Source organism: Streptomyces sp. AC1-42W (genome assembly GCF_003248355.1).
In the GTDB taxonomy this organism is placed as follows: Bacteria; Actinomycetota; Actinomycetes; order Streptomycetales; family Streptomycetaceae; genus Streptomyces.
This window is the reverse complement of record NZ_QKWY01000001.1, coordinates 1171762-1196013: the sequence shown is the minus strand read 5'-3', so window position 1 is coordinate 1196013 and position 24252 is coordinate 1171762. Positions and strand designations below refer to the sequence as shown.

Annotated in this window: 17 protein-coding genes and 2 rRNA genes; 9 read left to right on the top strand and 10 right to left on the bottom strand. The window is 69.6% G+C overall.

The annotated features are described in order from the left end of the window. Nucleotides 1-268 precede the first annotated feature (268 nt). On the top strand, nt 269-682 hold the full coding sequence (locus DNK56_RS05460) for an Rv3235 family protein (protein WP_111330964.1): 414 nt from the start codon (nt 269-271) through the stop codon (nt 680-682). Nucleotides 683-1081: 399 nt separating this feature from the next. On the opposite strand, the gene secA is transcribed toward DNK56_RS05460, so the two are convergent. Then, entirely contained in the window at nt 1082-3904 is a 2823-nt protein-coding gene (secA, locus tag DNK56_RS05455) for a preprotein translocase subunit SecA (RefSeq protein ID WP_111330963.1), read from the bottom strand. Between the two features lie 242 nt (nt 3905-4146). Here secA and DNK56_RS05450 point away from each other — a divergent pair, with 242 nt between their 5' ends. Together DNK56_RS05450 and DNK56_RS05445 are read left to right on the top strand one after the other, a co-directional pair. After that, nucleotides 4147-4725 (top strand): GNAT family N-acetyltransferase, encoded by a 579-nt coding sequence (locus DNK56_RS05450; protein ID WP_111330962.1) that lies wholly within the window; start codon nt 4147-4149, stop codon nt 4723-4725. A gap of 73 nt (nt 4726-4798) precedes the next feature. Beyond that, nucleotides 4799-5974: a winged helix-turn-helix domain-containing protein gene (locus DNK56_RS05445; RefSeq protein ID WP_111330961.1), complete on the top strand. Its 1176-nt coding sequence runs from the start codon at nt 4799-4801 to the stop codon at nt 5972-5974. A gap of 43 nt (nt 5975-6017) precedes the next feature. Here the strand turns inward: DNK56_RS05445 and DNK56_RS05440 are convergent, their stop codons facing one another. The 7 genes from DNK56_RS05440 to mtnA form a co-directional block, all read right to left on the bottom strand. Continuing rightward, complete coding sequence (locus tag DNK56_RS05440) at nt 6018-6770, bottom strand: response regulator (protein WP_111330960.1); 753 nt, start codon at nt 6768-6770, stop codon at nt 6018-6020. Between the two features lie 186 nt (nt 6771-6956). Then, on the bottom strand, nt 6957-7646 hold the full coding sequence (hpf, locus tag DNK56_RS05435; protein ID WP_111330959.1) for a ribosome hibernation-promoting factor, HPF/YfiA family: 690 nt from the start codon (nt 7644-7646) through the stop codon (nt 6957-6959). A gap of 299 nt (nt 7647-7945) precedes the next feature. Beyond that, the gene (locus DNK56_RS05430; RefSeq protein ID WP_241989767.1) at nt 7946-8719 is read right to left on the bottom strand and encodes a ComF family protein; all 774 of its coding nucleotides are present in this window, start codon (nt 8717-8719) and stop codon (nt 7946-7948) included. 90 nt (nt 8720-8809) lie between these two features. After that, entirely contained in the window at nt 8810-10576 is a 1767-nt protein-coding gene (locus tag DNK56_RS05425; protein WP_241989942.1) for an LpqB family beta-propeller domain-containing protein, read from the bottom strand. 85 nt (nt 10577-10661) lie between these two features. Then, entirely contained in the window at nt 10662-12701 is a 2040-nt protein-coding gene (mtrB, locus tag DNK56_RS05420) for an MtrAB system histidine kinase MtrB (protein ID WP_199563872.1), read from the bottom strand. A gap of 1 nt (nt 12702) precedes the next feature. After that, entirely contained in the window at nt 12703-13392 is a 690-nt protein-coding gene (mtrA, locus tag DNK56_RS05415; protein WP_005316841.1) for a two-component system response regulator MtrA, read from the bottom strand. A gap of 4 nt (nt 13393-13396) precedes the next feature. Beyond that, the gene (mtnA, locus tag DNK56_RS05410; RefSeq protein ID WP_111330957.1) at nt 13397-14542 is read right to left on the bottom strand and encodes an S-methyl-5-thioribose-1-phosphate isomerase; all 1146 of its coding nucleotides are present in this window, start codon (nt 14540-14542) and stop codon (nt 13397-13399) included. 140 nt (nt 14543-14682) lie between these two features. Here mtnA and DNK56_RS05405 point away from each other — a divergent pair, with 140 nt between their 5' ends. The 6 genes from DNK56_RS05405 to DNK56_RS05380 are packed head-to-tail and all read left to right on the top strand — an operon-like array spanning nt 14683 to nt 20836. Then, entirely contained in the window at nt 14683-15927 is a 1245-nt protein-coding gene (locus tag DNK56_RS05405) for a DUF7544 domain-containing protein (protein ID WP_111330956.1), read from the top strand. 4 nt (nt 15928-15931) lie between these two features. Continuing rightward, complete coding sequence (locus tag DNK56_RS05400; RefSeq protein ID WP_111330955.1) at nt 15932-16621, top strand: DUF4129 domain-containing protein; 690 nt, start codon at nt 15932-15934, stop codon at nt 16619-16621. Further along, nucleotides 16618-17910 (top strand): DUF4350 domain-containing protein, encoded by a 1293-nt coding sequence (locus DNK56_RS05395; protein ID WP_111330954.1) that lies wholly within the window; start codon nt 16618-16620, stop codon nt 17908-17910. The genes DNK56_RS05400 and DNK56_RS05395 overlap by 4 nt, the downstream gene beginning before the upstream one ends. Further along, nucleotides 17907-18914: an AAA family ATPase gene (locus DNK56_RS05390; protein ID WP_241989766.1), complete on the top strand. Its 1008-nt coding sequence runs from the start codon at nt 17907-17909 to the stop codon at nt 18912-18914. The genes DNK56_RS05395 and DNK56_RS05390 overlap by 4 nt, the downstream gene beginning before the upstream one ends. Before the next feature lie 11 nt (nt 18915-18925). After that, complete coding sequence (locus DNK56_RS05385) at nt 18926-20236, top strand: DUF58 domain-containing protein (RefSeq protein ID WP_111330952.1); 1311 nt, start codon at nt 18926-18928, stop codon at nt 20234-20236. Between the two features lie 60 nt (nt 20237-20296). Continuing rightward, the gene (locus DNK56_RS05380; protein WP_111330951.1) at nt 20297-20836 is read left to right on the top strand and encodes a GNAT family N-acetyltransferase; all 540 of its coding nucleotides are present in this window, start codon (nt 20297-20299) and stop codon (nt 20834-20836) included. Between the two features lie 84 nt (nt 20837-20920). Here the strand turns inward: DNK56_RS05380 and rrf are convergent. Next, a 5S ribosomal RNA gene (rrf, locus tag DNK56_RS05375) occupies nt 20921-21037 on the bottom strand. 81 nt (nt 21038-21118) lie between these two features. Then, nucleotides 21119-24244 (bottom strand): 23S ribosomal RNA (locus DNK56_RS05370). Nucleotides 24245-24252 lie beyond the last annotated feature (8 nt).

Genomic DNA, 24252 nt, shown 5'->3' with positions numbered 1-24252 from the left:
CTAGTCGGGAACGCCCTTCAGGATACGTGCGGCGTCCCCCTTTGGGGTTACGCGCACGGCCCCGCCCCCGTCCACCGCGCGCCGCCCGGTCACCCTGCGCGCCCGGCCCCCGCCGCGCTCCCCCGGCGGCCGGTCACCCGGACAGGTGAATCCGGCATCTCCCGGTGGACGGCCTCCGACACTTGCGACAATTCCGGCTCCCCCGTAGAAGATCACCAGCAGAAGTTACCGCCCGGTACGCCGGGCCTCTGGAGCACGGGGGCGACAGATGAACACGAACAGGACCAGGCCCGCCGGCCGGCACGACGCCCGCAGGCCCGAGACCGTACCGGGGCAGCGCCGCCGGGTCCCGCGGCGCATGCGGCCCCACCACTGGTTCGCGGAACGCCTCCTGGCGGTCCTCAGCGGCCAGCGCCCGGTGCACTGGATGCTCGGTCACACGATCGGCGACGCCTACGACCAGCTGGCCGCGCTGGCCCCGACCACCCCGCTCCGCACCCGGGGCACCCGCCCGGTCATCCGCATGTGCCGGGGCGCCCAGCCGGCTCCGGGGGTGGTGGAGGCGTGCGCGAGCATCGCGGCGGGCGAACAGGTCCGGGCAATGGCGTTCCGCCTGGAACAGGGCCCGGACCTGCGCTGGCGCTGCGCAGCGGTGGAACTGGGCAACACGCCCACACGATGAGGCGGGAAGAGAACCCCACACGAGCCCCACCAGGCGGCCGGGGAGGCCCTGGAGGGCTGCAACCCACCCAGGCGGCTGTAAGCCCGCCCGGGGACCCTCGGGCGGGCTTACAGCCGCCTCCCAGCCCCTCCGGGCCCCCTTCTACCTCCCCCGGCCTCCCGCGGCCTCCCCAGGCCCCCTCCAGCCCCGCCGACCCCCTCCCGCCCCTCCAGCTCCCCCGGCCTCCTCCCAGCCCCTGGCAGCCCTCCCCCGGCCCCCTTCAGCCCCGCCGGCGTTTGAGGCGCGGGGTCCGGGGCAGCGCCCCGGTTTCGGGAAGGGGCGGGGCGGGGAGCAAAAAAGACCGGCCGACCCGGGCACCCGAAGGCACCCGGCCCGACCGGCCGACAAACCCGCGAACGGCTACTTCTTGCGCCGCCGCCCACCCCCGGACTTCTGCGCCTTGCGCCGCTCCGCCCGAGTGAGCCCGTCCGACCCGGACGACTCACCGGCACCGGCGTCCCCGTTCGCGAAGTCGCCCTCGACGACCCCGCCCTCGCCGTCGACCGTGGGAGCGGAGAAGTGCAGCCGGTCCGGCCGCTGCGGAGCGTCCAGCCCCTTGGCCCGGATCTCCGGCCGCGCGGCCGGCACCGCGTCCTCCTTGGACAGCGACGTCGCCGCGCCCGCATCCTGCACCGGAACCTCCTCGACCTGCTGCTCCACCTGGACCTCCAGGTTGAACAGGTAGCCGACGGACTCCTCCTTGATGCCCTCCATCATGGCGTTGAACATGTCGAAGCCCTCGCGCTGGTACTCGACCAGCGGGTCCTTCTGGGCCATGGCCCGCAGGCCGATGCCCTCCTGGAGGTAGTCCATCTCGTAGAGGTGCTCGCGCCACTTGCGGTCCAGCACGGACAGCACCACGCGCCGCTCCAGCTCACGCATGATCTCGGAGCCGAGCGTCTTCTCGCGCTCGTCGTACTGGTCGTGGATGTCCTGCTTGACGGACTCGGCGATGAACTCCGCGGTGACCCCGGCGAGGTCCCCCGCAGCCTCCTCCAGCTCGGCGACCGTGACCTTCACCGGGTAGAGCTGCTTGAACGCGCTCCACAGCCGGTCGAGGTCCCACTCCTCGGCGAAGCCCTCCGCCGTCTCCTGGCGGATGTAGTCGTCGATGGTGTCGTCCATGAAGTGGCGGATCTGCTCCTGGAGGTCCTCGCCCTCCAGGACCCGGCGCCGCTCGCCGTAGATGACCTCACGCTGCCGGCTGAGCACCTCGTCGTACTTCAGGACGTTCTTGCGCGTCTCGAAGTTCTGCTGCTCGACCTGCGACTGCGCCGAGGCGATCGCGCGCGTGACCATCTTGTTCTCGATCGGCACGTCGTCCGGCACGTTGGCCATCGACATGACGCGCTCGACCATCTGCGCCTTGAACAGCCGCATCAGGTCGTCGCCGAGGGAGAGGTAGAAGCGGGACTCGCCGGGGTCGCCCTGACGGCCGGAACGACCGCGCAGCTGGTTGTCGATGCGGCGCGACTCGTGCCGCTCGGTGCCCAGCACGTACAGCCCGCCGAGCTCCTTGACCTCCTCGAACTCCGCGCGCACGACCTCCTCGGCCTTCTCCAGCGCGGCGGGAAGGGCGGCCGCCCACTCCTCGACGTGATCGACGGGGTCCAGACCGCGCTGGCGCAGCTCCGCCTCGGCGAGGTCGTCCGGGTTGCCGCCGAGCTTGATGTCGGTGCCTCGTCCGGCCATGTTCGTCGCGACGGTCACCGCGCCCTTGCGGCCGGCCTGGGCGACGATCGTCGCCTCCCGGTCGTGCTGCTTGGCGTTGAGGACCTCGTGCTGCACACCGCGCTTGGAGAGCTGCTGCGAGAGGTACTCCGACTTCTCGACGGAGGTCGTACCGACCAGGATCGGCTGGCCCTTCTCGTGCTTCTCGGCGATGTCGTCGACGACGGCGGCGAACTTGGCGACCTCGGTACGGTAGATGAGGTCCGACTGGTCCACGCGCTGCATCGGCCGGTTCGTCGGGATCGGCACGACGCCCAGCTTGTAGATCTGGTGGAACTCGGCGGCCTCGGTCATCGCCGTACCGGTCATGCCGGAGAGCTTGCTGTAGAGGCGGAAGAAGTTCTGCAGGGTGATCGTGGCGAGCGTCTGGTTCTCGTCCTTGATGTCCACCCCTTCCTTCGCCTCGATCGCCTGGTGCATGCCCTCGTTGTAGCGGCGGCCGGCGAGGATACGGCCGGTGTGCTCGTCGACGATCATGACTTCGCCGTCGATGACGACGTAGTCCTTGTCCTTCTTGAAGAGTTCCTTCGCCTTGATGGCGTTGTTGAGGTAACCGACGAGCGGGGTGTTCACCGACTCGTACAGGTTGTCGATGCCGAGCCAGTCCTCGACCTTGGCGACACCGGGCTCGTGGATGCCGACGGTCCGTTTCTTCTCGTCGACCTCGTAGTCGCCGGTCTCCTCGATGCCCTTGAGCGGGTTGCCCGCCTCGCCCTTGGTGAGGCGCGTGACCAGCTTGGCGAAGTCGCCGTACCACTTGGTGGCCTGGTCGGCCGGACCGGAGATGATCAGCGGCGTACGGGCCTCGTCGACGAGGATCGAGTCGACCTCGTCCACGATGGCGAAGTTGTGGCCGCGCTGGACCAGCTCGTCCTTCGACCACGCCATGTTGTCGCGGAGGTAGTCGAAGCCGAACTCGTTGTTCGTTCCGTAGGTGATGTCGCAGGCGTACTGCTCGCGCCGCTCGGCGGGCGTCATGTTCGCGATGATGCAGCCGATGGTCAGGCCGAGGAACTTGTGCACCCGGCCCATCAGCTCGGAGTCGCGCGAGGCGAGGTAGTCGTTCACCGTGATCAGGTGCACACCGTCGCCGGACAGGGCGTTGAGATACGCGGGCAGCGTACCGACGAGGGTCTTGCCCTCACCGGTCTTCATCTCCGCGACGTAGCCGAGGTGCAGCGCGGCGCCACCCATGATCTGGACGTCGTAGTGGCGCTGGCCGAGGACGCGCTTGGCCGCCTCGCGGACGGTCGCGAAGGCCTCGGGGAGCAGGTCGTCCAGGCTCTCGCCGTCCGCGTACCGTTCCTTGTACTCGTCGGTGAGCGCCCGCAGCTCGGCGTCGGAGAGGTTGACGAAGTCCTCTTCGATGGAGCTGACCTGGTCCGCGATGCGGTGCAGTTTGCGCAGGATCTTGCCTTCGCCTGCACGCATGAGCTTGTTGAAGACGGACACTGAGGCTGGTCTCCTTGCCGGTCGGGCCTGGGCACTGGGTCGTGTGATGGACTCGGGCACGGGCACGGCAGGTGGGCCCCACCGCAACGGTCATCGTAAGCGAGGACCCCGCCGCGCCGGGAGGGCTGCCACCGCGTTGTCCCCGCGGCACCCGTCCGAGTCAACGGACGAAGGGCGCCGAAGGTGCCGGTGCGGCACGAAAAGTACTCGCCCCGCTTCCCGCCCCTGAGCAGAATCCCTTCATGGAAGCGACCACTCTCACCACCGACCGACTGCGGCTGCGCCCCTTCGGCCCCGAGGACACCGAGGCCGTGTACGAGGCGTGCCAGGACCCGGACATCCTGCGCTGGGTCACCGTCCCCTCGCCGTACACGCGCTCCGACGCGGAGTTCTTCACCGAGCGGCTGTGCCCCGAGGGCTGGCGGGACGGCTCCATGTACAACTTCGCCGTGCTCGGCGAGGACGGCGCCCTCACCGGCGCGCTCGGCATCACCCGCCGCACCCTCGCCGGCACCTACGAGATCGGCTACTGGACGGTGAAGGAGCGGCGCGGCCGCGGCTACATGACCGAGGCCGTCCTGTGCGGCGCCCGCTGGGCCTTCACCTCGCTCGGCTGCGACCGGCTGGAATGGCGCGCCGAGGTCGGCAACGTGCCGTCGCGGGCCGTCGCCCTGCGCGCGGGCTTCCATATGGAGGGCGAGCAGCGCTCCGGCCTGCTGAACAAGGGCGTGCGCCGCGACACATGGGTGGGCGCGCTGCTCCCCTCCGACCTGGGCCTGCCGGGCACCGAGGTGTACGTGCCGGCGGGGGCCGCCCGGTGACGCCGCCGAGCGGTCCCGGCCGGGTTCGGGCGACCGGCCTCCGCTGTCAGTGCCGCCGCCTAGAGTGCGGAGCATGACGTCCGTGCAGCCACCCGCAGTCGAACTCTCCGCCGACCAGGCCCGCAGGATCGCGCTGCGCGCCCAGGGCTTCCTCGGCGCACCGGACCGCCGGGCGGGAGCGCCGGGCGTGCTGCGGCACCTCGGCGCCGTACAGCTGGACACGATCTCGGTGCTGGCCCGTTCGCACGAGCTGATTCCGTACGCGCGCCTGGGCGCGATCGGCCGGCGCACGGTCGAGGAGGCGTACTGGTCGGGCGGCCGCGCCTTCGAGTACTGGTCGCACGCGGCGTGCATCCTGCCCGTCGAGGAGTGGCCGCACTTCGCGTTCCGCCGCCGCGCCTACCGGAGCAGGCCGCAGTGGTCGCACGACCTGCCGGGCGGCGCGTACGAGACGGTTCTCAAGCAGCTGACCGCCGAGGGCCCGCTGACGGCGACGGAGCTGGGCGGCGCGAAGAACGGCGGGGAGTGGTGGGACTGGTCGGCCTCCAAGGTCGCCGTGGAACGGGCCCTGATGTACGGCGAGGTCGTGTGCACCGAGCGGCGCGGCTGGAAGCGGGTCTACGACCTCGCGGAGCGCGCCCTGCCCGCGGCCGTGTTCCACGACGACCTGGACGACGCGGAGTGCCTGCGCCGCCTGGTCCGGCTCGCCGGCCAGTCGCTGGGCGTGGGCACCCGTTCGGACATCGCGGACTACCACCGGCTCAGGGGCGAGCAGTTCGACGCCGTCGTGGCCGACTCCGGGCTGGTGCCGGTGACGGTGCGGGGCTGGGCGAAGCCGGCCTGGGCGGACCCGGCGGCGCTGGCCTCCGAACCGCGCGGACGCCACCGTACGACGCTGCTCTCGCCGTTCGACTCACTGGTCTGGGAACGGGCGCGCACCGAGCGGATCTTCGGCTTCACCCACCGGCTGGAGGCGTATGTGCCCAAGCAGAAGCGGATTCACGGCTACTTCGCGATGCCGCTGCTGGCCGGCGGAAGGCTCCAGGGCCGGGTGGACCCGGCCCGCGAGGGGACGACGCTGATCGCCCGGCAGGTGTCCCTGGCGGGTGCCAAGGCCGTGGAGCCGATGGCCCGAGCCCTGGTGGAGGCGGCTTCCTGGGTCGGCTGCACGGACGTCCGGCTCGAACGGGTGGAGGCGCCGGAACTGCGCGGGCCGCTCACGACGGAAATCGGCCGCCTGCTGGCCTGAGCGCGTTCGTTCCGGCGCTCCCCGCGCCGGTCAGCGGAGCCGGTCAACGGATCTCAAGGATCTTCTCCCGCATGGCATAGACGACCGCTTCCATGCGGGAGTGCAGCTGGAGCTTCTCCAGAATGTTGCGGACGTGGTTCTTCACGGTGTTCTCGGAAATGAACAGCTGCTTCGCGATATCGCGATTGTTCATGCCGGTGGCAACGAGTTTGAGGACTTCCAGTTCACGTTCGGTGAGACGGGGGGCCGGCACCAGCCGGCGTTCGTCGGTCCGCTGGATCATCGACTTGAACTCGGTGAGGAGTTTGGACGCCATGGAAGGGCTGATCTGGGACTGCCCGTCCGCGACCGCGCGAATCGCGGTGGACACCTCGTCGGTGGAGATCTCCTTGAGGAGATAGCCCGTGGCGCCGGCCTTGATCGCGTCGTAGAGGTCGGCCTCCTCGTCGCTGATCGTCAGCATGATGATCTTCGCGCTGGGGGCGACCTCCTTGATGGACGTGCACGCCTCGATGCCCCCGCGCCGGGGCATCCGCACATCCATCAGGACGATGTCCGGCAGCAGGTCGGCCGCCTTGTCGACCGCCTCGGCGCCGTCCCCGGCCTCACCAACGACCTCGATGTCCTCCTCGTGGGCGAGGACGATCTCCAGGCCCCTGCGGAAGAGGGCGTGGTCGTCCACCACCAGGACCCTGATCGGCTCCTTGCGGTAGCCGCCGTCGCGGTCCGCGCCGAGCCCGCGCGCGGCGCCCTCGCCGTCACTCGCATCGCGCACGGGCCCGAAGGTGTCCGCCATCGTTCCTCCCCCTGAAGGCCACGGCCTGAAGTTCACGAACTGTCGCCAACGGCAGTCCACAGAACACCGGTTGGCTTGGTCCGCCATGATTTCATGCCGGAGGGTCAGCGCGGGTGATCCCTTGGTGACACACGGGTGCCCCTGGGGGCGCACGGACGCTCCAGGGGCACCACCGGGTGGTGGGCGTCAGCCGCCGAGCGCTCCGCCCGCGCCGCCCGCCTCGTCGGCGGCCAGCGGGTCGGTCCTCAGATGAATGACACCGTAGTCGTAGGCGTGCCGCCGGTAGACGACACTGGGTTCCTTGGTCTCGTTGTCCACGAACAGATAGAAGTCGTGTCCGACCAGCTCCATCTCGTAGAGCGCCTGGTCGAGTGACATGGGCGCCGCCACATGCGTCTTCTCGCGCATCACCAGCGGTCCCTCGCCCTGCACCTCGAGCGAACCGACCCTGGTGGTGGGTACGGACTGTGCCGTCTCGTCGGCGATCAGCTCGCCGTCACCGTTGAAGGATGCCGCGTCCGGCACCATCTCGCCGACCTCGGCGGCGGGGATGCGCCCCGTGCCCCGGCGGCTGTAGCGCTTGTCGTGCTGCTTGCGCAGCCGGGCCTCCAGCTTGCCGGTGGCCAGGTCAAGCGCTGCGTACGGGTCGCCTGCGGCCGCCTCTGCCCTGATGACCGGTCCACGCGAGCGGAGGGTGATCTCCACCCGGTCGGAGCGGTCGGCCTGACGAGGGTTCGGCTCCTTGGACACCTCCACGTCGAGGCTGATCACCTTGCCGTCGAACTTCTGGATCTTGTCCAGCTTCAGCTTCTCGGCCACGTGCTTGCGGAACCGCTCGGGCACCTCGGTCTTGCGGCCCTTGACGACGATGTCCACGCAGAACTCCGTTCCCGGATCGCTCCGCTCGGCGGCGGAGCATCTCCCTTTTGCACCAGGCCCCGGACTTGGCCGGAGCCGCGGACTCGGTGACTTCCACCTCCTCCTCCCCCGCCGGCGGGGTTTCCACCCCACCGAATTTTCCTCTTCCGAGCTGGTGGGTCGCCTGCCCGAAACATGGTGGTGCATTCATCGAGGTCCGGCATTCACCATTCCTCACAACCGAACATAGCCTGCTCGGACGGATATCGGCACCCGCTACTCACGCGTACCTCCGTTCCGGGCTTTTCACCCACTCACTACCTGCAACGATGCAACTTCGGTTTCAGTTCCGGTTTATTTCGCGGCCCGGCTGGACATGCTGCGGCGAAGGCGAGCGGGGAAGCCGCGACCACGGCCGCGCGGCGCACCGGCGCGCCGCATTCCGTGCCCCGGCCGGCCGCGTCGAGCGCGCGCGCCGCCTCGGCCAGCGTGGCGCCCGTCGTCAGCAGGTCGTCCACCAGCACCACCGGTCCGGCGCCGAGCAGCCGCCCGCCCCCGGCGACGACGCCCAGCGCCCCGGCCAGGTTGGCCCGGCGCGCTGCTGCGGTCAGTTCCGTCTGGTCGGCCACCGGCCGCCGCTGGCGCAGCACCGCGGCGACCGTCGCCGGGACCCCGGTCCGCCGCAGACAGGCAGCCGCCGCCAGCGCGATCCGCCGCGCCGGGTCGTGCCCGCGCGCCGCCACGGCCCGGCGCGCCGACGGTACGGGTACGAGCACCAGCGGCCGTCCGTCCCGGTGCGCTCCCGCCCCGGCCAGCACCGCGCCGGCCAGCGCCCTGCCGAGGGGACGGGCCAGGGCGAGCGTTCCGCGCTCCTTGTGCGCCAGCAGCACCGCGCGAGCCGCGCCCTCGTAGCCGGTGGCGGCGTGCACCGCGGGCAGGCCGGGCGGCTCGGCCTCGGGCCGCACCCGGCGCGGGGCGCCGCCGTACAGCTGCGCGGCGCACGCCTCGCACAGCTCCGTCCGTGCCCTGCCGCAGCCGCCGCAGGACACCGGCAGAACGAGTCCGCTGAACTCCCGCCACCACCCGCGCACACTTCAACTGTGCCGCGTACGGGGCCGGCGGGCCACCCCTGTGGAAAACCGCCGCCGGGCATCGGACGGCCCGGTGCGGGCCGCCCGATGTCAGCCCGGGTAGACCAGCGCGGAGCCCTCCTTGAGGACCGTCTGCCAGTTGTCCCCGGGCAGGAGCTTCACTATCCCGTCGCCGTAGGTGTCGGCCATCAGCGGCAACTGCTCGTCGTCGGCGGCGGCGATGGCGAGCACCTGGTTCACTCCGGGCAGCACGCCCGAGGAGGGCGTCGAGCCGTCCGCCTGCACATAGCGGACCTGCTGCACACCGCCCTGTTCCTTGCCGACGACGACCAGGCGGCTGCGGCCGGACCAGGACATCGCGGTCACGTCCGCGAGCTGCGGGGCCGCCTGGCGCAGGTCGACCACGGACACCTTGGTCTCGTCCTGCGGATCACGCTCGATGCGGCCGATCCGCAGCGTCGTGTGGTCGTCCCGGGTCAGCAGCAGCGCTATGCGCACCCCGTCCGCGGACAGCCTCAGCCCCTCGATGCGGCTGCCGTTCAGGCTCGGCACGGTGACCTCCTGCGGCTTGTCCGTGCCGTGGGGCAGCCGCAGCAGCCGGGAGTTCTTCGGGTCGCGGTCGGCCACCCAGAGATCGCCCAGGCCGTCCCAGCTGGGCGCCGAGAGCCGGTTCTCGGGGTCGGCCGCCTTGCTCGTCACGGCGGGCAGGGGCAGCGCGCCGTCCGCCGCGATCGACGCCACGTAGAGCGACTCGTTGTGCTGCGAGAGCGCCGCCGCGGACTGCTCGTCCCGTGCCACGCCGACCGCGCTCACCTTGAGAGCACCGCTGCCGAACGGGCCGGTGACCGGCTCCGGCTCGCCGCTGCCCCTGGTGCTGCCGGGAATGCGCTCGACCCGGCCCTTGGCGTCGACGAAGTACTGGCTGTCGGGCCCGCCGGAGGAGCCGTCCGGGGTGTACTCGCCGGCCTGGTCCGCGTCGAGCAGGCACAGCTGGGAGCCGTCCGAGCGCTGCAACTCCACCTGCTCGACCCGCGCGGAGGTCAGGTCCCGGAGGGTGAACAGCACCTGCGAGGCCATCATCCGGCAGGAACGCTGCCCGGCGCCGTCCGCCTTCTTGTTGAGCGGCACCTTGAGGACGTTGCGGTCGTCGGGCGTCAGGGAGACGACGCCCTTGCGCAGACCGGTCCCCTTGGGGAACCGCGAGGTCACCGCGGGGCGCAGCCAGTCGGTGGGCCCGCGCAGCAGGCTGCGGACGGCCTGCGTCACCGTGTCCATACCGGTGGCGGGGTCGGTCCGGTTGCGGAGGTAGACGGGGTCGGCGACGAGCGTGGCCTGCGCGTCGGACCGTCCGGCGGCGAAGTAGAACTTGTTGACCGAGCGGTACAGGCGCTTGAAGTCGGACTGTCCGAGCACCAGCCCGTCCGACACGTTGTCGATGCGCCACTCCTTGCCGTCCGCCGTCTTCTCCCGCACCAGATGCAGCGTGCGGGAGAAGTCCGTGGGCACCAGCGGCTGGTACGCGTTCTGCTCGTCGACCGTCGCCACCATCTCACCGGTCAGCGTGTAGGTGACCTCGGTGGTGCTGCGGTCGCTGTCGCGGACCGGGCGTTCGCTGCGGTTCGGCGCCTTGGCCAGCACGGTGGTCTGCGCACTGGGCTTCCAGCGGCGCGACGCCTCCTTGGTGAGGTACTTGCGCGTCGTCCGGAAGTCGGAGTCGTCGCTGGTCATCGACTCCAGGAAGCCGTCGACCACCTCGTTGGGCGTGGCCCCGTCGCGCGGGGCCACGGCGTACACCTGCACCTGGGAGTCCCCGGGCTGCGAGGCGTCCACCGCCTTGATGTCGCCGGAGACCGGCATCGAGCCGCACGCGGACAGCACGAGCGCGCCGCACACGGTCAGCACGGCCACCCCCACCGCACGCCCGCGGCCGCCCTCACGACGCTCAGCGCTCACGAGTCGTGTCCTCCCGCCCCGGCGCGTGCCCCGGGGAGTCGTTGTGGCCGGCCTGCCGCTCCTCGGCGGGGCGCGGCACCACCCGCGCCCCGTTGCCCGGCAGGGCCGCGGGGTGCACCGACGCGGGTGCGGTCCTGGCCGACGCCGGGGCCCTGCCCGGCACGGTCAGGGGCGCGCGGCCCGTACCGGTGTGCTGGGCGGGCACGGCCAGCACATGGTGTCCGCCGCCGGTGTCGTGGGCGGTGGCGGGGGTGTCCGCCGCCCGCTCGCTGTTCTCCCGGTTGCGGCGGGAGTCCTCGGGCTCCAGCGGTATCGGCGAGCCCCGCAGCGGCTCGTCCGCCGTGCGCGGCAGCGTCAGCCGGAACTGCGAACCGCCGCCGGGCTCGCCCCAGGCCTGGAGCCAGCCGCCGTGCAGCCGTGCGTCCTCCACCGCGATGGACAGGCCGAGGCCGGTGCCACCGGTGGTCCTGGCGCGGGCCGGGTCGGCGCGCCAGAAGCGGTTGAAGACCCGGGTCGCCTCGCCGGGCTTCAGCCCGACGCCGTAGTCCCGGACCGCGACGGCGACCGCTCCGCCGGCCGCGCCCAGGCGCACCACGACATCGCGGCCCTCGCCGTGCTCCACCGCGTTGACGACGAGGTTGCGCAGGACGCGCTCGACGCGCCGGGCGTCGGCCTCGGCTATCACCGGCTGTTCGTCGCCGATCACGCGGATCGTGGTGCCCTTGCGTTCGGCGAGCGGCTCGGCGCCGCCGATCACCCGACGTACCACCTGCCGCAGGTCTATCGGCTCCGCCTCCAGGGCGGCGGCGCCCGCGTCGAAGCGGCTGATCTCCAGCAGGTCGGAGAGCAGCGACTCGAAGCGGTCGAGCTGGTCGCCCAGCAGTTCCGCGGACCGGGCGGTGACGGGGTCGAAGTCGACGCGTGCCTCGTGGATGACGTCGGCGGCCATCCGTACCGTCGTCAGCGGGGTGCGCAGCTCGTGCGAGACGTCCGAGACGAACCGCCGCTGCATCCGGGACAGCTCCTCCAGCTGCTGGATCTTGTGCTGGAGGTTCTGCGCCATCTTGTTGAAGGCTTCACCGAGCCGGGCGATGTCGTCCTCGCCGGTGACTTTCATGCGTTCCTGCAGCCGCCCGGCGGAGAGCCGCTCGGCGATGCCCGCCGCCATGCGTACGGGGGTGACGACCTGACGCACCACGAACCAGGCGATGGCGCCCAGCAGCACGACCACGAACAGTCCCGCGGTCGCCAGCGTGCCCCTGACCAGGGTCAGGGACTTCTCCTCCTGCGTCAGCGGGAAGACGTAGTACAGCTGGTACGGGTTGCGGTCGATGTCGTAGAGGCGCTTGCCGACGACGAGTCCGGGCTGGGACTCCTGCCCGTTCGCGTACTGGATCAGCACATAGGTCTGGAAGGCTCCGGGGCCCTTGTTCACCGCGTCGCGCAGGCTCTGCGGGATGCTGGCGGCCTCGACGCTGCCGGAGCCGCGTGGCGCACGGGTGCCCTCGTCGGCGCTGAGCGCCACCACGTTGAAGGCGTTCTTGCCGCCGCTGGCGAGCTGGTCGACGAGTTCGGTGCGCCAGGAGTTGTTGGCGGTCGTACCGTCGGCGTCGTCGCCGCTCTGGCCGGGGGCCGGGGTGAGAGGCGCGTTCGCCTTCTCCTGGGCGGCCGCGAACCCGCCGGCGGCCTGGGTCTGGGCGGCCTTGCCCTTCGCCTCCAGCAGGCCGTTGCGCACCTGCCCGATCACGACGAGGCCGAGCAGCAGCACCACTCCGAGCGACATCAGCAGCGTGCCGGCGACGACGCGCAGCTGGAGATTGCGCCGCCACAGCCGTACGGCGGGCAGCAGCGGACGCCGCACCCAGCGCATCAGGAGCCGCGGCAGCGGCCCGCCGGGCGCCCGGTCCTGGAGCAACCGGCCGCCCCGCAGAACGCGCTCGACGGTGGACGACGTGTGCCCTGCACCGGGAGCCCGCTCCGCACGGGCCCCCGGCTTTCCGGGCTGCGGAGCAGTGCTTCCCGGCGGCATGTCAGCTCGGTCCGGCCTTGTAACCGACGCCACGGACGGTCACCACGATCTCCGGACGCTCCGGGTCCTTCTCGACCTTGGAGCGGAGCCGCTGCACATGCACATTGACCAGACGGGTGTCCGCCGCGTGCCGGTAGCCCCACACCTGCTCCAGGAGGACCTCACGGGTGAAGACCTGCCACGGCTTGCGGGCGAGCGCGACCAGCAGGTCGAACTCCAGCGGGGTCAGGGCGATGGACTGCCCGTCCCGCTTCACCGAGTGCCCGGCGACGTCTATGACCAGGTCCCCGATGGTCAGCTGTTCCGGGGCCGGCTCTTCGGACCTGCGCAGGCGTGCCCTGATCCGGGCCACCAACTCCTTCGGTTTGAACGGCTTGACGATGTAGTCGTCGGCCCCGGACTCCAGGCCCACGACGACGTCAACCGTGTCGCTCTTGGCAGTGAGCATGACGATCGGCACACCCGACTCGGCCCTGATCAGCCTGCAGACCTCGATGCCGTCCCGTCCGGGCAGCATGAGGTCGAGCAGGACCAGGTCCGGCTTCGCCTCTCGAAATGCGGCAAGTGCCTTGTCGCCGTCCGCTACGAACGACGGCTCGAAACCCTCACCACGCAGCACAATCCCGAGCATCTCGGCCAGTGCGGTGTCGTCGTCGACGACAAGGACGCGTCCCTTCATAAACGACATCATCCCATTAGCTAATCGTTACCTGCGATGATCTGGCACACAGCTCTGCCAGCCCGGCCCCCGTGACCGGCGAGATTACGCCTTCTTCCGTGACGATCGCCGTGACCAGCTCCGGCGGCGTGATATCGAAGGCGGGGTTGTACGAGCGGGTCCCCACAGGGGCCAGCGGCACCCCGCGAGCCTCCTCGGCCCCGAGCCCGCGCGACACCGCTGTGAGCTCGGTCACCTCCCGCCCGGAACGCTGCTCCACCGTGATCGACGCCCCGTCCGCGGTGAGCAGGTCCACGGTCGTCGTCGGCGCCACGACGATGAACGGTACGTGGTGGTACTTGGCGAGCACCGCCAGCGGATAACTCCCCACCTTGTTGGCCACCGAGCCGTCCGCGGCGATGCGGTCCGCCCCGATCAGCACGGCGTCCACCTCCCCGGCCGCGAACAGCGAACCCGCCGCGTTGTCGGTCAGCAGGCTGTACGGCATGCCGTTGCGGGACGCCTCGTACGCGGTCAGCCGGGCCCCCTGGAGCAGCGGGCGGGTCTCGTCGACCCACAGCCGCTCCAGCCGGCCCTCCCGGTGCGCGCCGAGCGCCACGGCGAAGGCGGTGCCCTCACCGCCCGAGACCAGCGCCCCGGTGTTGCAGTGGGTCAGCAGCCGGTGGCCCCCGCCCGGAACCAGCTCGTCCAGCAGGGCCAGCCCGTACCGCGCCATCCGCCCGCTGGCCTCGGCGTCCTCCCGGTGCAGCGCCCTGGCCTCCGCCAGCGCGGCCGCACCCGCCCGCTCCCGGCCCGCGCCCTTGTCGAGCACCGCCCGGTACGCCGCGGCGGCCCGCCGCACGCCGTACCCGAGGTTCACCGCGGTGGGCCGCGCCTGCTCCAGCAGCCCCGCCGCCTCCGCCACGTCCTCGCCCCGTGCCGCGGCCAGGGCCACCCCGTAGGCGCCGGCGATCCCCAGCAGCGGCGCCCCGCGCACCGCGAGCGTCCGGATCGCCTCCACCAGGGCCGGCACGTCCGCGCACACCAGCTCCGTCTCCTCGACCGGCAGCCGCCGCTGGTCGAGGAGCACCAGTACGGGGCCTTCCGGAGGTTCGTCCCAGCGCAGTACGGATAGCGCGGCGGGCTCGCGTCCCACCGGTGATTGCTCGTCCTGATCAGCCATCCGCCCAGTCTGCCCGCTGACCCGCCGGGAGATGAAGGCAACGGCGGGACACGAGGCCAGGGCCGTACGTCTGCGGCGCATGGCACGATGGCTGCCAACCTGACGCCCCGAACCCCGGTCAGGACCGTGAAGGAGCGAGAATGAACGACAATCCGGGCTGGGCCTCGCCCGGACACGCCCCCTCCGACGGCCAGGACCAGGAACCGGGCGTCCCCCGGCCCTCCGAACCGGCCGACGACAGCGCCCCCTCGGGAACCTGGGCCGCCACCCAGCCGCCCGCCGGACAGTGGTCCCCGCCCGGCCCCACCGGAACCGGCCCCACCGCACCCCCCTCCCAGGGCTGGGGCTCCCCCTCGCAGGGGCCCCGCTGGGGCGGCCCGTCGCAGGGGCCGACGCGCGGGTCCGGCTGGGGCGCGCCGCCGCCCGCCGCCAAGCCCGGTGTCATCCCCCTCCGTCCGCTCGGCATCGGCGAGATCCTGGACGGCGCCGTCACCACCATGCGCACCCACTGGCGCACGGTCCTCGGTGTCACCCTCGCGGTTTCCGTGGTCGCCCAGACCGGCATCCTGCTCATCCAGCGCTATCTGCTGCCCGAGCCTCCGTCGTTCGACGCCGACGCCACCGGCGCCGAGGCCATGCGCCAGCTCACGGAGTCGTTCCGCTACACCCTCATCGACGGCGCCCCGCAGCTGCTCATCACGATGCTGGCCACGATCTTCGTCACCGCGGTCCTGACCGTCGTGATCAGCCGCTCGGTGCTGGGCCGCCCCGTCACCCTGGCCGACGCCTGGGCCGAGGCCCGGCCCAGGCTGCTGCCCCTGCTGGGCCTGACGCTGCTGATGGCCGTGCTGGCCGCGGCGATCATGACCGTCGGCATCCTCCCCGGCTTCCTGCTCGGCGACACCGCGGGCGTCGGCCTCGCTTTTCTCGGGCTGCTCGCGGCGGTGGTCGTCTTCGTCTGGCTGATGGTCCGCTTCAGCCTCGCCGGCCCGGCGCTCATGCTGGAGCGGCAGTCGATCACCGCGTCGATGAAGCGCTCCGCCAAGCTGGTCCGCAACGCCTGGTGGCGGACCTTCGGCATCCTCGCCCTGACCTGGGTGCTGACGTTCTTCGTGGCGATGGTGGTCGGCGTCCCCTTCGGCGCGGTGGCGGTGGCCCTGGAAGGCGGCGACCTCGGCTCCTTCCTCACCGAGGGGACCACCGATTTCGGCTGGTCGTTCCTGATCGTCACCGCCATCGGCGACGTGCTCGTCACCACGGTCACGTATCCGCTCTCGGCCGGCGTCATGGCCCTGCTCTACGTGGACCAGCGCATCCGCCGCGAGGCGCTCGACCTCGACCTGGCCAGGGCAGCGGGCCTGCCCGGCTTCGACGACAGGAGCTGAATCCGTGTCGGGGGCGGGCGGTACGACGGCACTACTGCTGATACGGGCGAGCGGCGGCGCCCCGGTCGACACCGAGCGCCTCCCCGCCAGGGAGGCCGCCGAGCGCGAACTCTCCAAGGGCGTGTACCACGAGAACGACCCGAACCCGCTCCAGCGCGGGCTGGACCATCTGTGGACCTGGTCCAGCGACATCGCCTCGGCGGCCGCCGTCGCCGCGCCCGGCGGCCCGGTCGGACTGGCCGTGCTGCTGCTGATCGTCGTCGCCCTGGCCGCCGCGCTCTGGTGGCGGCTGGGCTCCCCGCAGCCCCGCTCCCGGCCGGGCGGCGACGCGCTCTTCGCCCACGGCCCCCGCAGCACCGCCGAACACCGGGCCGCCGCCGAAGCCCACGCGGCGGCCGGCCTCTGGAACCAGGCCGTCCAGGAGCGGATGCGCGCGATCGTCCGCGCCCTGGAGGAACGCACCCTGCTGGAACCCCGCCCCGGACGGACCGCCGACGAAGCCGCAGCCGAGGCGGGCCGCGCCCTTCCCCCGTACGCCGTACGCCTGCGCGCGGCGGCCCGGGTCTTCGACGACGTCACATACGGGGGCCGCTTCGCCGACCGGGCGGCGTACCGGAACCTGCTCGAACTCGACCTCGCCGTCGAATCCGCCCGGCCGCAACTGACCGGCGCCTCCGAGGGGGCCGGCTCATGACCGCGGACACCTCCCCCACCAAGCCCCCCGCCCCGGCCACCGGGCACCCCACCCCCTCCACCGAGCCCCCGGCTCCGGCAGCTTCGACCTCCTCCTCCGTCACCGCGCGCCAGATCTGGCTGCGCGCCCGTGGCGTACTGCTCGCCGTCCTGCTGCTGGTTGTCGCCGCGATAGCCCTGGCGGCCGCCCGCTCGGGAGACCAGCACGGCCGCCTCGACCCCCGCTCGGCGGACCGCTACGGCAGCCGGGCCGTCGCCGAACTTCTCCGGGACCGGGGCATATCCGTCCGGGTCGTGACCACGCTCCGGGACGCCACCTCCGCGACCGGACCCGACACCACCCTCCTCGTCACCGCCCCCGATCTGCTCACGGCCCACCAGCAGGACACCCTGCGCGCGGCGACCGCCGGAACGACCGGCCGCACCGTCCTCCTCCATCCCGAATCCCCCTCTCTCGGCACTCTGGCCCCCGGCGTGGAGGCCAAGCCCTCCGTCCCCGTCGTCGCACGTCCCCCTGCGTGCGCCCTGCCCGAGGCCCGCAGAGCCGGCTCCGTCGAAACCGGCGGCATCCGCTACGACGCGAACGGCCTCGACGCCGACGCCTGCTACCCCACGACCGGCTTTCCCTCCGTCCTCCTGCTGCGGCAGCCGGCGGCAGGCGAGACCGTCCTGCTCGGCTCCCCCGATTTCCTGTACAACGAGCGCCTCGCCCACCAGGGGAACGCGTCCCTGGCCCTGCAACTCCTCGGCTCCCGCCCCCATCTGGTCTGGTACCTCCCCTCGCTCACCGATCCGTCCGCCGTCGGCGGCGCGGCCGACGACGGGGACACCTCCCCCGACGACTCATCGGACGGCGGCAGCAGCTTCCTGGAGCTGATCCCGTCCGGCTGGTTGTGGGGCACGCTGCAACTCGCCGTCGCCGCCGGGCTCGCGGCGATCTGGCGCGCCCGCCGGCTGGGCCCCCTCGTCACCGAGCGTCTGCCGGTGGCCATCCGTGCCTCCGAGTCCACCGAGGGCCGGGCCCGCCTCAACCGCAAGGCCAACGCCCGCGACCGGGCCGCCGCCTCACTCCGCCACGCCGCCCGCACCCGGCTGGCCCCACGCGTCGGCGTCTCCCCCCACGACGCCCACTCCTCCGCCGTCCTCCTTCCCGCCCTGTCCACCCGGCTGGGCCCGGCCAGCAACAACCGCCAGAGCCTGCTCTTCGGCCCGGCCCCCTCCGACGACAGGGCACTCGTCCTGCTGGCAGACCAACTCGACTCCCTCGAAAGAGAGGTCCGCACCTCATGAGCGCCCCGTCCCCCGTGCCCACCGGGACCGCCGACTCAGCCGGGACCGCCGACGCCGACGCGGCCCGCGCTTCCCTGGAAGCTCTGCGCTCCGAGATCGCCAAGGCGGTGGTCGGCCAGGACGCGGCCGTCACCGGCGTCGTCGTGGCGCTGCTCTGCCGAGGGCATGTCCTGCTCGAAGGCGTCCCCGGTGTGGCCAAGACCCTGCTGGTGCGAGCCCTGGCCGCGTCGCTCGAACTGGACACCAAGCGCGTCCAGTTCACCCCGGATCTGATGCCGGGCGATGTCACCGGATCGCTCGTCTACGACGCCCGCACCGCCGAGTTCTCCTTCCAGCCGGGCCCGGTCTTCACCAACCTCCTCCTCGCCGACGAGATCAACCGCACCCCTCCGAAGACACAGTCGTCCCTCCTGGAGGCGATGGAGGAGCGCCAGGTCACCGTCGACGGCGTCCCGCGTCCGCTGCCCGAGCCGTTCCTCGTGGCCGCGACGCAGAACCCGGTCGAGTACGAGGGCACGTACCCCCTTCCCGAAGCCCAACTGGACCGGTTCCTGCTGAAGCTGACCGTTCCGCTGCCGACCCGTGACGACGAGGTCCAGGTCCTGACCCGCCATGCCGCCGGTTTCGACCCCCGCGACCTCCAGGCCGCAGGCATCCGGCCGGTCGCCGGCGCCGCCGACCTCGAAGCCGCCCGCATCGCGGTGGCCGCGACGGCCGTCTCCCCCAAGATCGCCGGCTATGTGGTCGATATCTGCCGTGCCACGCGAGATTCCCCCTCGGTCTCCCTCGGTGTCTCCCCCCGTGGAGCCACCGCCCTGTTGTCGACCGCCCGAGCCTGGGCCTGGCTCACCGGCCGCGACTACGTGACCCCGGACGATGTGAAGGCCCTGGCCCTTCCGACGCTCCGGCACCGCATCCATCTGCGCCCCGAGGCCTCGATGGAAGGAGTCACCCCCGACTCCGTCATCTCCGCTGTGCTCGCCCATGTCCCCGTACCCAGGTGAGGCGCTGAACCGTGGCCCTCACCGGACGTACCGCCTTGCTGGCCGCCCTGGGATCACTCCCTGTAGGCATCCTGGCCCCGAGCTGGACGGGAATGCTCGCGGTCAATGCCCCGCTCTCACTGGCAATTCTGTGCGACTATGCCCTGGCCGCGCCAGTGCGAACGCTTCGGTTCACCCGATCTGGTGACACAACCGTTCGACTCGGCGACCAGGCCGAAGTGCAACTCTCCGTAGTCAATCCGTCCCGTAGGCGTCTGCGGGCCCACCTCCGCGACGCCTGGCCTCCGAGCAGTTGGCAGCCGGGTGTCGAAGCGGCCGCGTCCCGCCACGCATTGAGCGTGCCGCCCGGTGAGCGACGGCGCCTGAGCACCTTCCTCCGGCCCACGCGACGAGGCGACCGCCGAGCCGAGCGGATCACCGTCCGCTCGTACGGTCCGCTGGGACTGGCCGCGCGCCAGGGCAGCCACCAGGTGCCCTGGACAGTCCGGGTTCTGCCACCGTTCACCAGCCGCAAGCATCTCCCCTCGCGGCTTGCGCGGCTGCGCGAACTCGACGGCCGCACCAGCGTTCTCACGCGTGGCGAAGGTACGGAGTTCGACAGCCTGCGCGCCTACGTACCCGGCGACGATGTCCGCTCGATCGACTGGCGGGCGACCGCACGCCAGCCGGCGGTGGCGGTGCGGACCTGGCGTCCGGAGCGCGACCGACACGTCCTGGTCGTCCTCGACACCGGTCGGACGTCCGCGGGCCGGGTCGGCGACGTTCCCCGCCTCGACGCGGCGATGGACGCGACCCTGCTTCTCACGGTGCTGGCCACCCGAGCCGGGGATCGCGTCGATCTGCTCGCCTACGACCGCCGTGTAAGGGCCAGGGCCCAGGGACAGACGGGCGGTGATGTGCTTCCGGCCGTGATGGACGTCCTGACGCCGCTCGAACCCGAACTCGTGGAGACCGACGCGCGCGGACTGGTCGCCGCAGTGCTCGCCCACGCGCCCCGGCGCTCGCTGATCGTCCTTCTGACGGGGCTCGACGCGGCGCCCGTCGAGGAGGGGCTGCTCCCCGTACTGCCCCAGCTCACCCAGCGGCACACGGTGGTTCTGGCGGCGGTGAGCGACCCGCGCATCGATGACATGGCCGACGCGCGAGGCACAGTGGACGCGGTGTACGAGGCTGCCGCCGGGGTCGAGGCCCAGGCCCAGCGCCGCCGCACGGCGGATCAGCTCAAGCGACACGGCGTGGTCGTCGTCGACGCGACGCCGGACAACCTCGCTCCCGCCCTGGCCGACACGTACCTGGCTCTCAAGGCCGCAGGGCGTCTCTGAAACACCGGAGCGCTCCAAAACGCATTGCCTCGGGGAAAGCGGTCGCGTTGTCTGGGCAGCATGACTGAACTGCATACCGATCGCCTCACACTCCGACTCTGGCGAGACTCCGATCTTGAACCGTGGGCGGCGATGAACGCCGATCCCGAGGTCCGGGAACACTTGGGCGAGCTGCTCACCCGCGAGCAGAGCGATGCTTCCGTGGCCGGGTTCCGGGCCGATTTCGACCGGCGGGGATACGGGTGGTGGGCCGTCGAGGTTCGGGCCACGGGCGAGTTCATCGGCTTCGCGGGCCTGGACGAGGTGGACGACGACATGCCGTTCACCGGTGTGGAGATCGGCTGGCGGCTGGCCCGGCCGGCCTGGGGGCAGGGGTACGCAACCGAGGCCGCGCTGAGAGTCCTGGCCCACGGCTTCGATGTCCTTGGACTCCACGAAATCCTGGCCGTCACCACGGCCACCAACCATCGCTCCCAGGCGGTGATGCGTCGGATCGGTATGACACGAAACCCGGACGACGACTTCGACGACCTCACCGAACCCGAAGGGCCTCTGCGCCCGACCGTGCTGTACCGCATTGCCCGCAGCACGAGGAGCTGAATGCGGCAGCGGCCGGCTACTTGAAAGGCCCCGGAAACGCAGAAAAGCCCCGTGCCAGCGGCACGGGGCTTTCCCACAATGATTGTTCGGCGGCGTCCTACTCTCCCACAGGGTCCCCCCTGCAGTACCATCGGCGCTGAAAGGCTTAGCTTCCGGGTTCGGAATGTAACCGGGCGTTTCCCTAACGCAATGACCACCGAAACACTATGAAATTCTGAACAGAACCGGACATGGACACGGCTGTTCGTTATTTCAGAACCAACACAGTGGACGCGAGCAACTGAGGACAAGCCCTCGGCCTATTAGTACCAGTCAGCTCCACCCGTTACCGGGCTTCCACATCTGGCCTATCAACCCAGTCGTCTACTGGGAGCCTTAACCAATCAAGTTGGTGGGAATACTCATCTTGAAGCAGGCTTCCCGCTTAGATGCTTTCAGCGGTTATCCTTTCCGAACGTAGCCAACCAGCCATGCCCTTGGCAGAACAACTGGCACACCAGAGGTTCGTCCGTCCCGGTCCTCTCGTACTAGGGACAGCCCTTCTCAATATTCCTACGCGCACAGCGGATAGGGACCGAACTGTCTCACGACGTTCTAAACCCAGCTCGCGTACCGCTTTAATGGGCGAACAGCCCAACCCTTGGGACCGACTCCAGCCCCAGGATGCGACGAGCCGACATCGAGGTGCCAAACCATCCCGTCGATATGGACTCTTGGGGAAGATCAGCCTGTTATCCCCGGGGTACCTTTTATCCGTTGAGCGACAGCGCTTCCACAAGCCACTGCCGGATCACTAGTCCCGACTTTCGTCCCTGCTCGACCCGTCGGTCTCACAGTCAAGCTCCCTTGTGCACTTACACTCAACACCTGATTGCCAACCAGGCTGAGGGAACCTTTGGGCGCCTCCGTTACCCTTTAGGAGGCAACCGCCCCAGTTAAACTACCCATCAGACACTGTCCCTGATCCGGATCACGGACCCAGGTTAGACATCCAGCACGACCAGAGTGGTATTTCAACGACGACTCCACAACCACTGGCGTGGCCGCTTCACAGTCTCCCACCTATCCTACACAAGCCGAACCGAACACCAATATCAAACTATAGTAAAGGTCCCGGGGTCTTTCCGTCCTGCTGCGCGAAACGAGCATCTTTACTCGTAGTGCAATTTCACCGGGCCTATGGTTGAGACAGTCGAGAAGTCGTTACGCCATTCGTGCAGGTCGGAACTTACCCGACAAGGAATTTCGCTACCTTAGGATGGTTATAGTTACCACCGCCGTTTACTGGCGCTTAAGTTCTCAGCTTCGCCACCCCGAAGAGCAGCTAACCGGTCCCCTTAACGTTCCAGCACCGGGCAGGCGTCAGTCCGTATACATCGCCTTACGGCTTCGCACGGACCTGTGTTTTTAGTAAACAGTCGCTTCTCGCTGGTCTCTGCGGCCACCCCCAGCTCAAGCAGCACGTGCTATCACCAGGAATGGCCCCCCTTCTCCCGAAGTTACGGGGGCATTTTGCCGAGTTCCTTAACCATAGTTCACCCGAACGCCTCGGTATTCTCTACCTGACCACCTGAGTCGGTTTAGGGTACGGGCCGCCATGAAACTCGCTAGAGGCTTTTCTCGACAGCATAGGATCATCCACTTCACCACAATCGGCTCGGCATCAGGTCTCAGACTTATATGCACGACGGATTTGCCTACCGTGCGTCCTACACCCTTACCCCAGGACAACCACCGCCTGGGCTGGACTACCTTCCTGCGTCACCCCATCGCTTACCTACTACCACCTTGGTTCGTCGGCTCCACCACTACCCTCAACTCCGAAGAGATCGGGCCGGCTTCACGGACTTAGCATTAATGGGCTCAGTACTGGGCGTTTCAAAGCGGGTACCGGAATATCAACCGGTTGTCCATCGACTACGCCTGTCGGCCTCGCCTTAGGTCCCGACTTACCCTGGGCAGATCAGCTTGACCCAGGAACCCTTAGTCAATCGGCGCACACGTTTCTCACGTGTGTATCGCTACTCATGCCTGCATTCTCACTCGTGAACCGTCCACAACTCGCTTCCACGGCTGCTTCACCCGGCACACGACGCTCCCCTACCCATCCCAGCCCCCGTTGGGGGTACATGCTGGAATGACACGACTTCGGCGGTACGCTTGAGCCCCGCTACATTGTCGGCGCGGAATCACTTGACCAGTGAGCTATTACGCACTCTTTCAAGGGTGGCTGCTTCTAAGCCAACCTCCTGGTTGTCTCTGCGACTCCACATCCTTTCCCACTTAGCGTACGCTTAGGGGCCTTAGTCGATGCTCTGGGCTGTTTCCCTCTCGACCATGGAGCTTATCCCCCACAGTCTCACTGCCGCGCTCTCACTTACCGGCATTCGGAGTTTGGCTAAGGTCAGTAACCCGGTAGGGCCCATCGCCTATCCAGTGCTCTACCTCCGGCAAGAAACACACGACGCTGCACCTAAATGCATTTCGGGGAGAACCAGCTATCACGGAGTTTGATTGGCCTTTCACCCCTAACCACAGGTCATCCCCCAGGTTTTCAACCCTGGTGGGTTCGGTCCTCCACGAAGTCTTACCTCCGCTTCAACCTGCCCATGGCTAGATCACTCCGCTTCGGGTCTAGAGCGTGCAACTCAATCGCCCTGTTCGGACTCGCTTTCGCTACGGCTTCCCCACACGGGTTAACCTCGCTACACACCGCTAACTCGCAGGCTCATTCTTCAAAAGGCACGCAGTCACGACGCACCGAGCAAGCTCGATGCGCGACGCTCCCACGGCTTGTAGGCACACGGTTTCAGGTACTATTTCACTCCGCTCCCGCGGTACTTTTCACCATTCCCTCACGGTACTATCCGCTATCGGTCACCAGGGAATATTTAGGCTTAACGGGTGGTCCCGCCAGATTCACACGGGATTTCTCGGGCCCCGTGCTACTTGGGTGTCTCTCAAACAAGCCGCTGATGTTTCAGCTACGGGGGTCTTACCCTCTACGCCGGACCTTTCGCATGTCCTTCGCCTACACCAACGGTTTCTGACTCGTCTCACAGCCGGCAGACCGTGAAAGAGAGATCCCACAACCCCGCATGCGCAACCCCTGCCGGGTATCACACGCATACGGTTTGGCCTGATCCAGTTTCGCTCGCCACTACTCCCGGAATCACGGTTGTTTTCTCTTCCTGCGGGTACTGAGATGTTTCACTTCCCCGCGTTCCCTCCACACTGCCTATGTGTTCAGCAGCGGGTGACAGCCCATGACGACTGCCGGGTTTCCCCATTCGGACACCCCCGGATCAAAGCTCGGTTGACAGCTCCCCGGGGCCTATCGCGGCCTCCCACGTCCTTCATCGGTTCCTGGTGCCAAGGCATCCACCGTGCGCCCTTAAAAACTTGGCCACAGATGC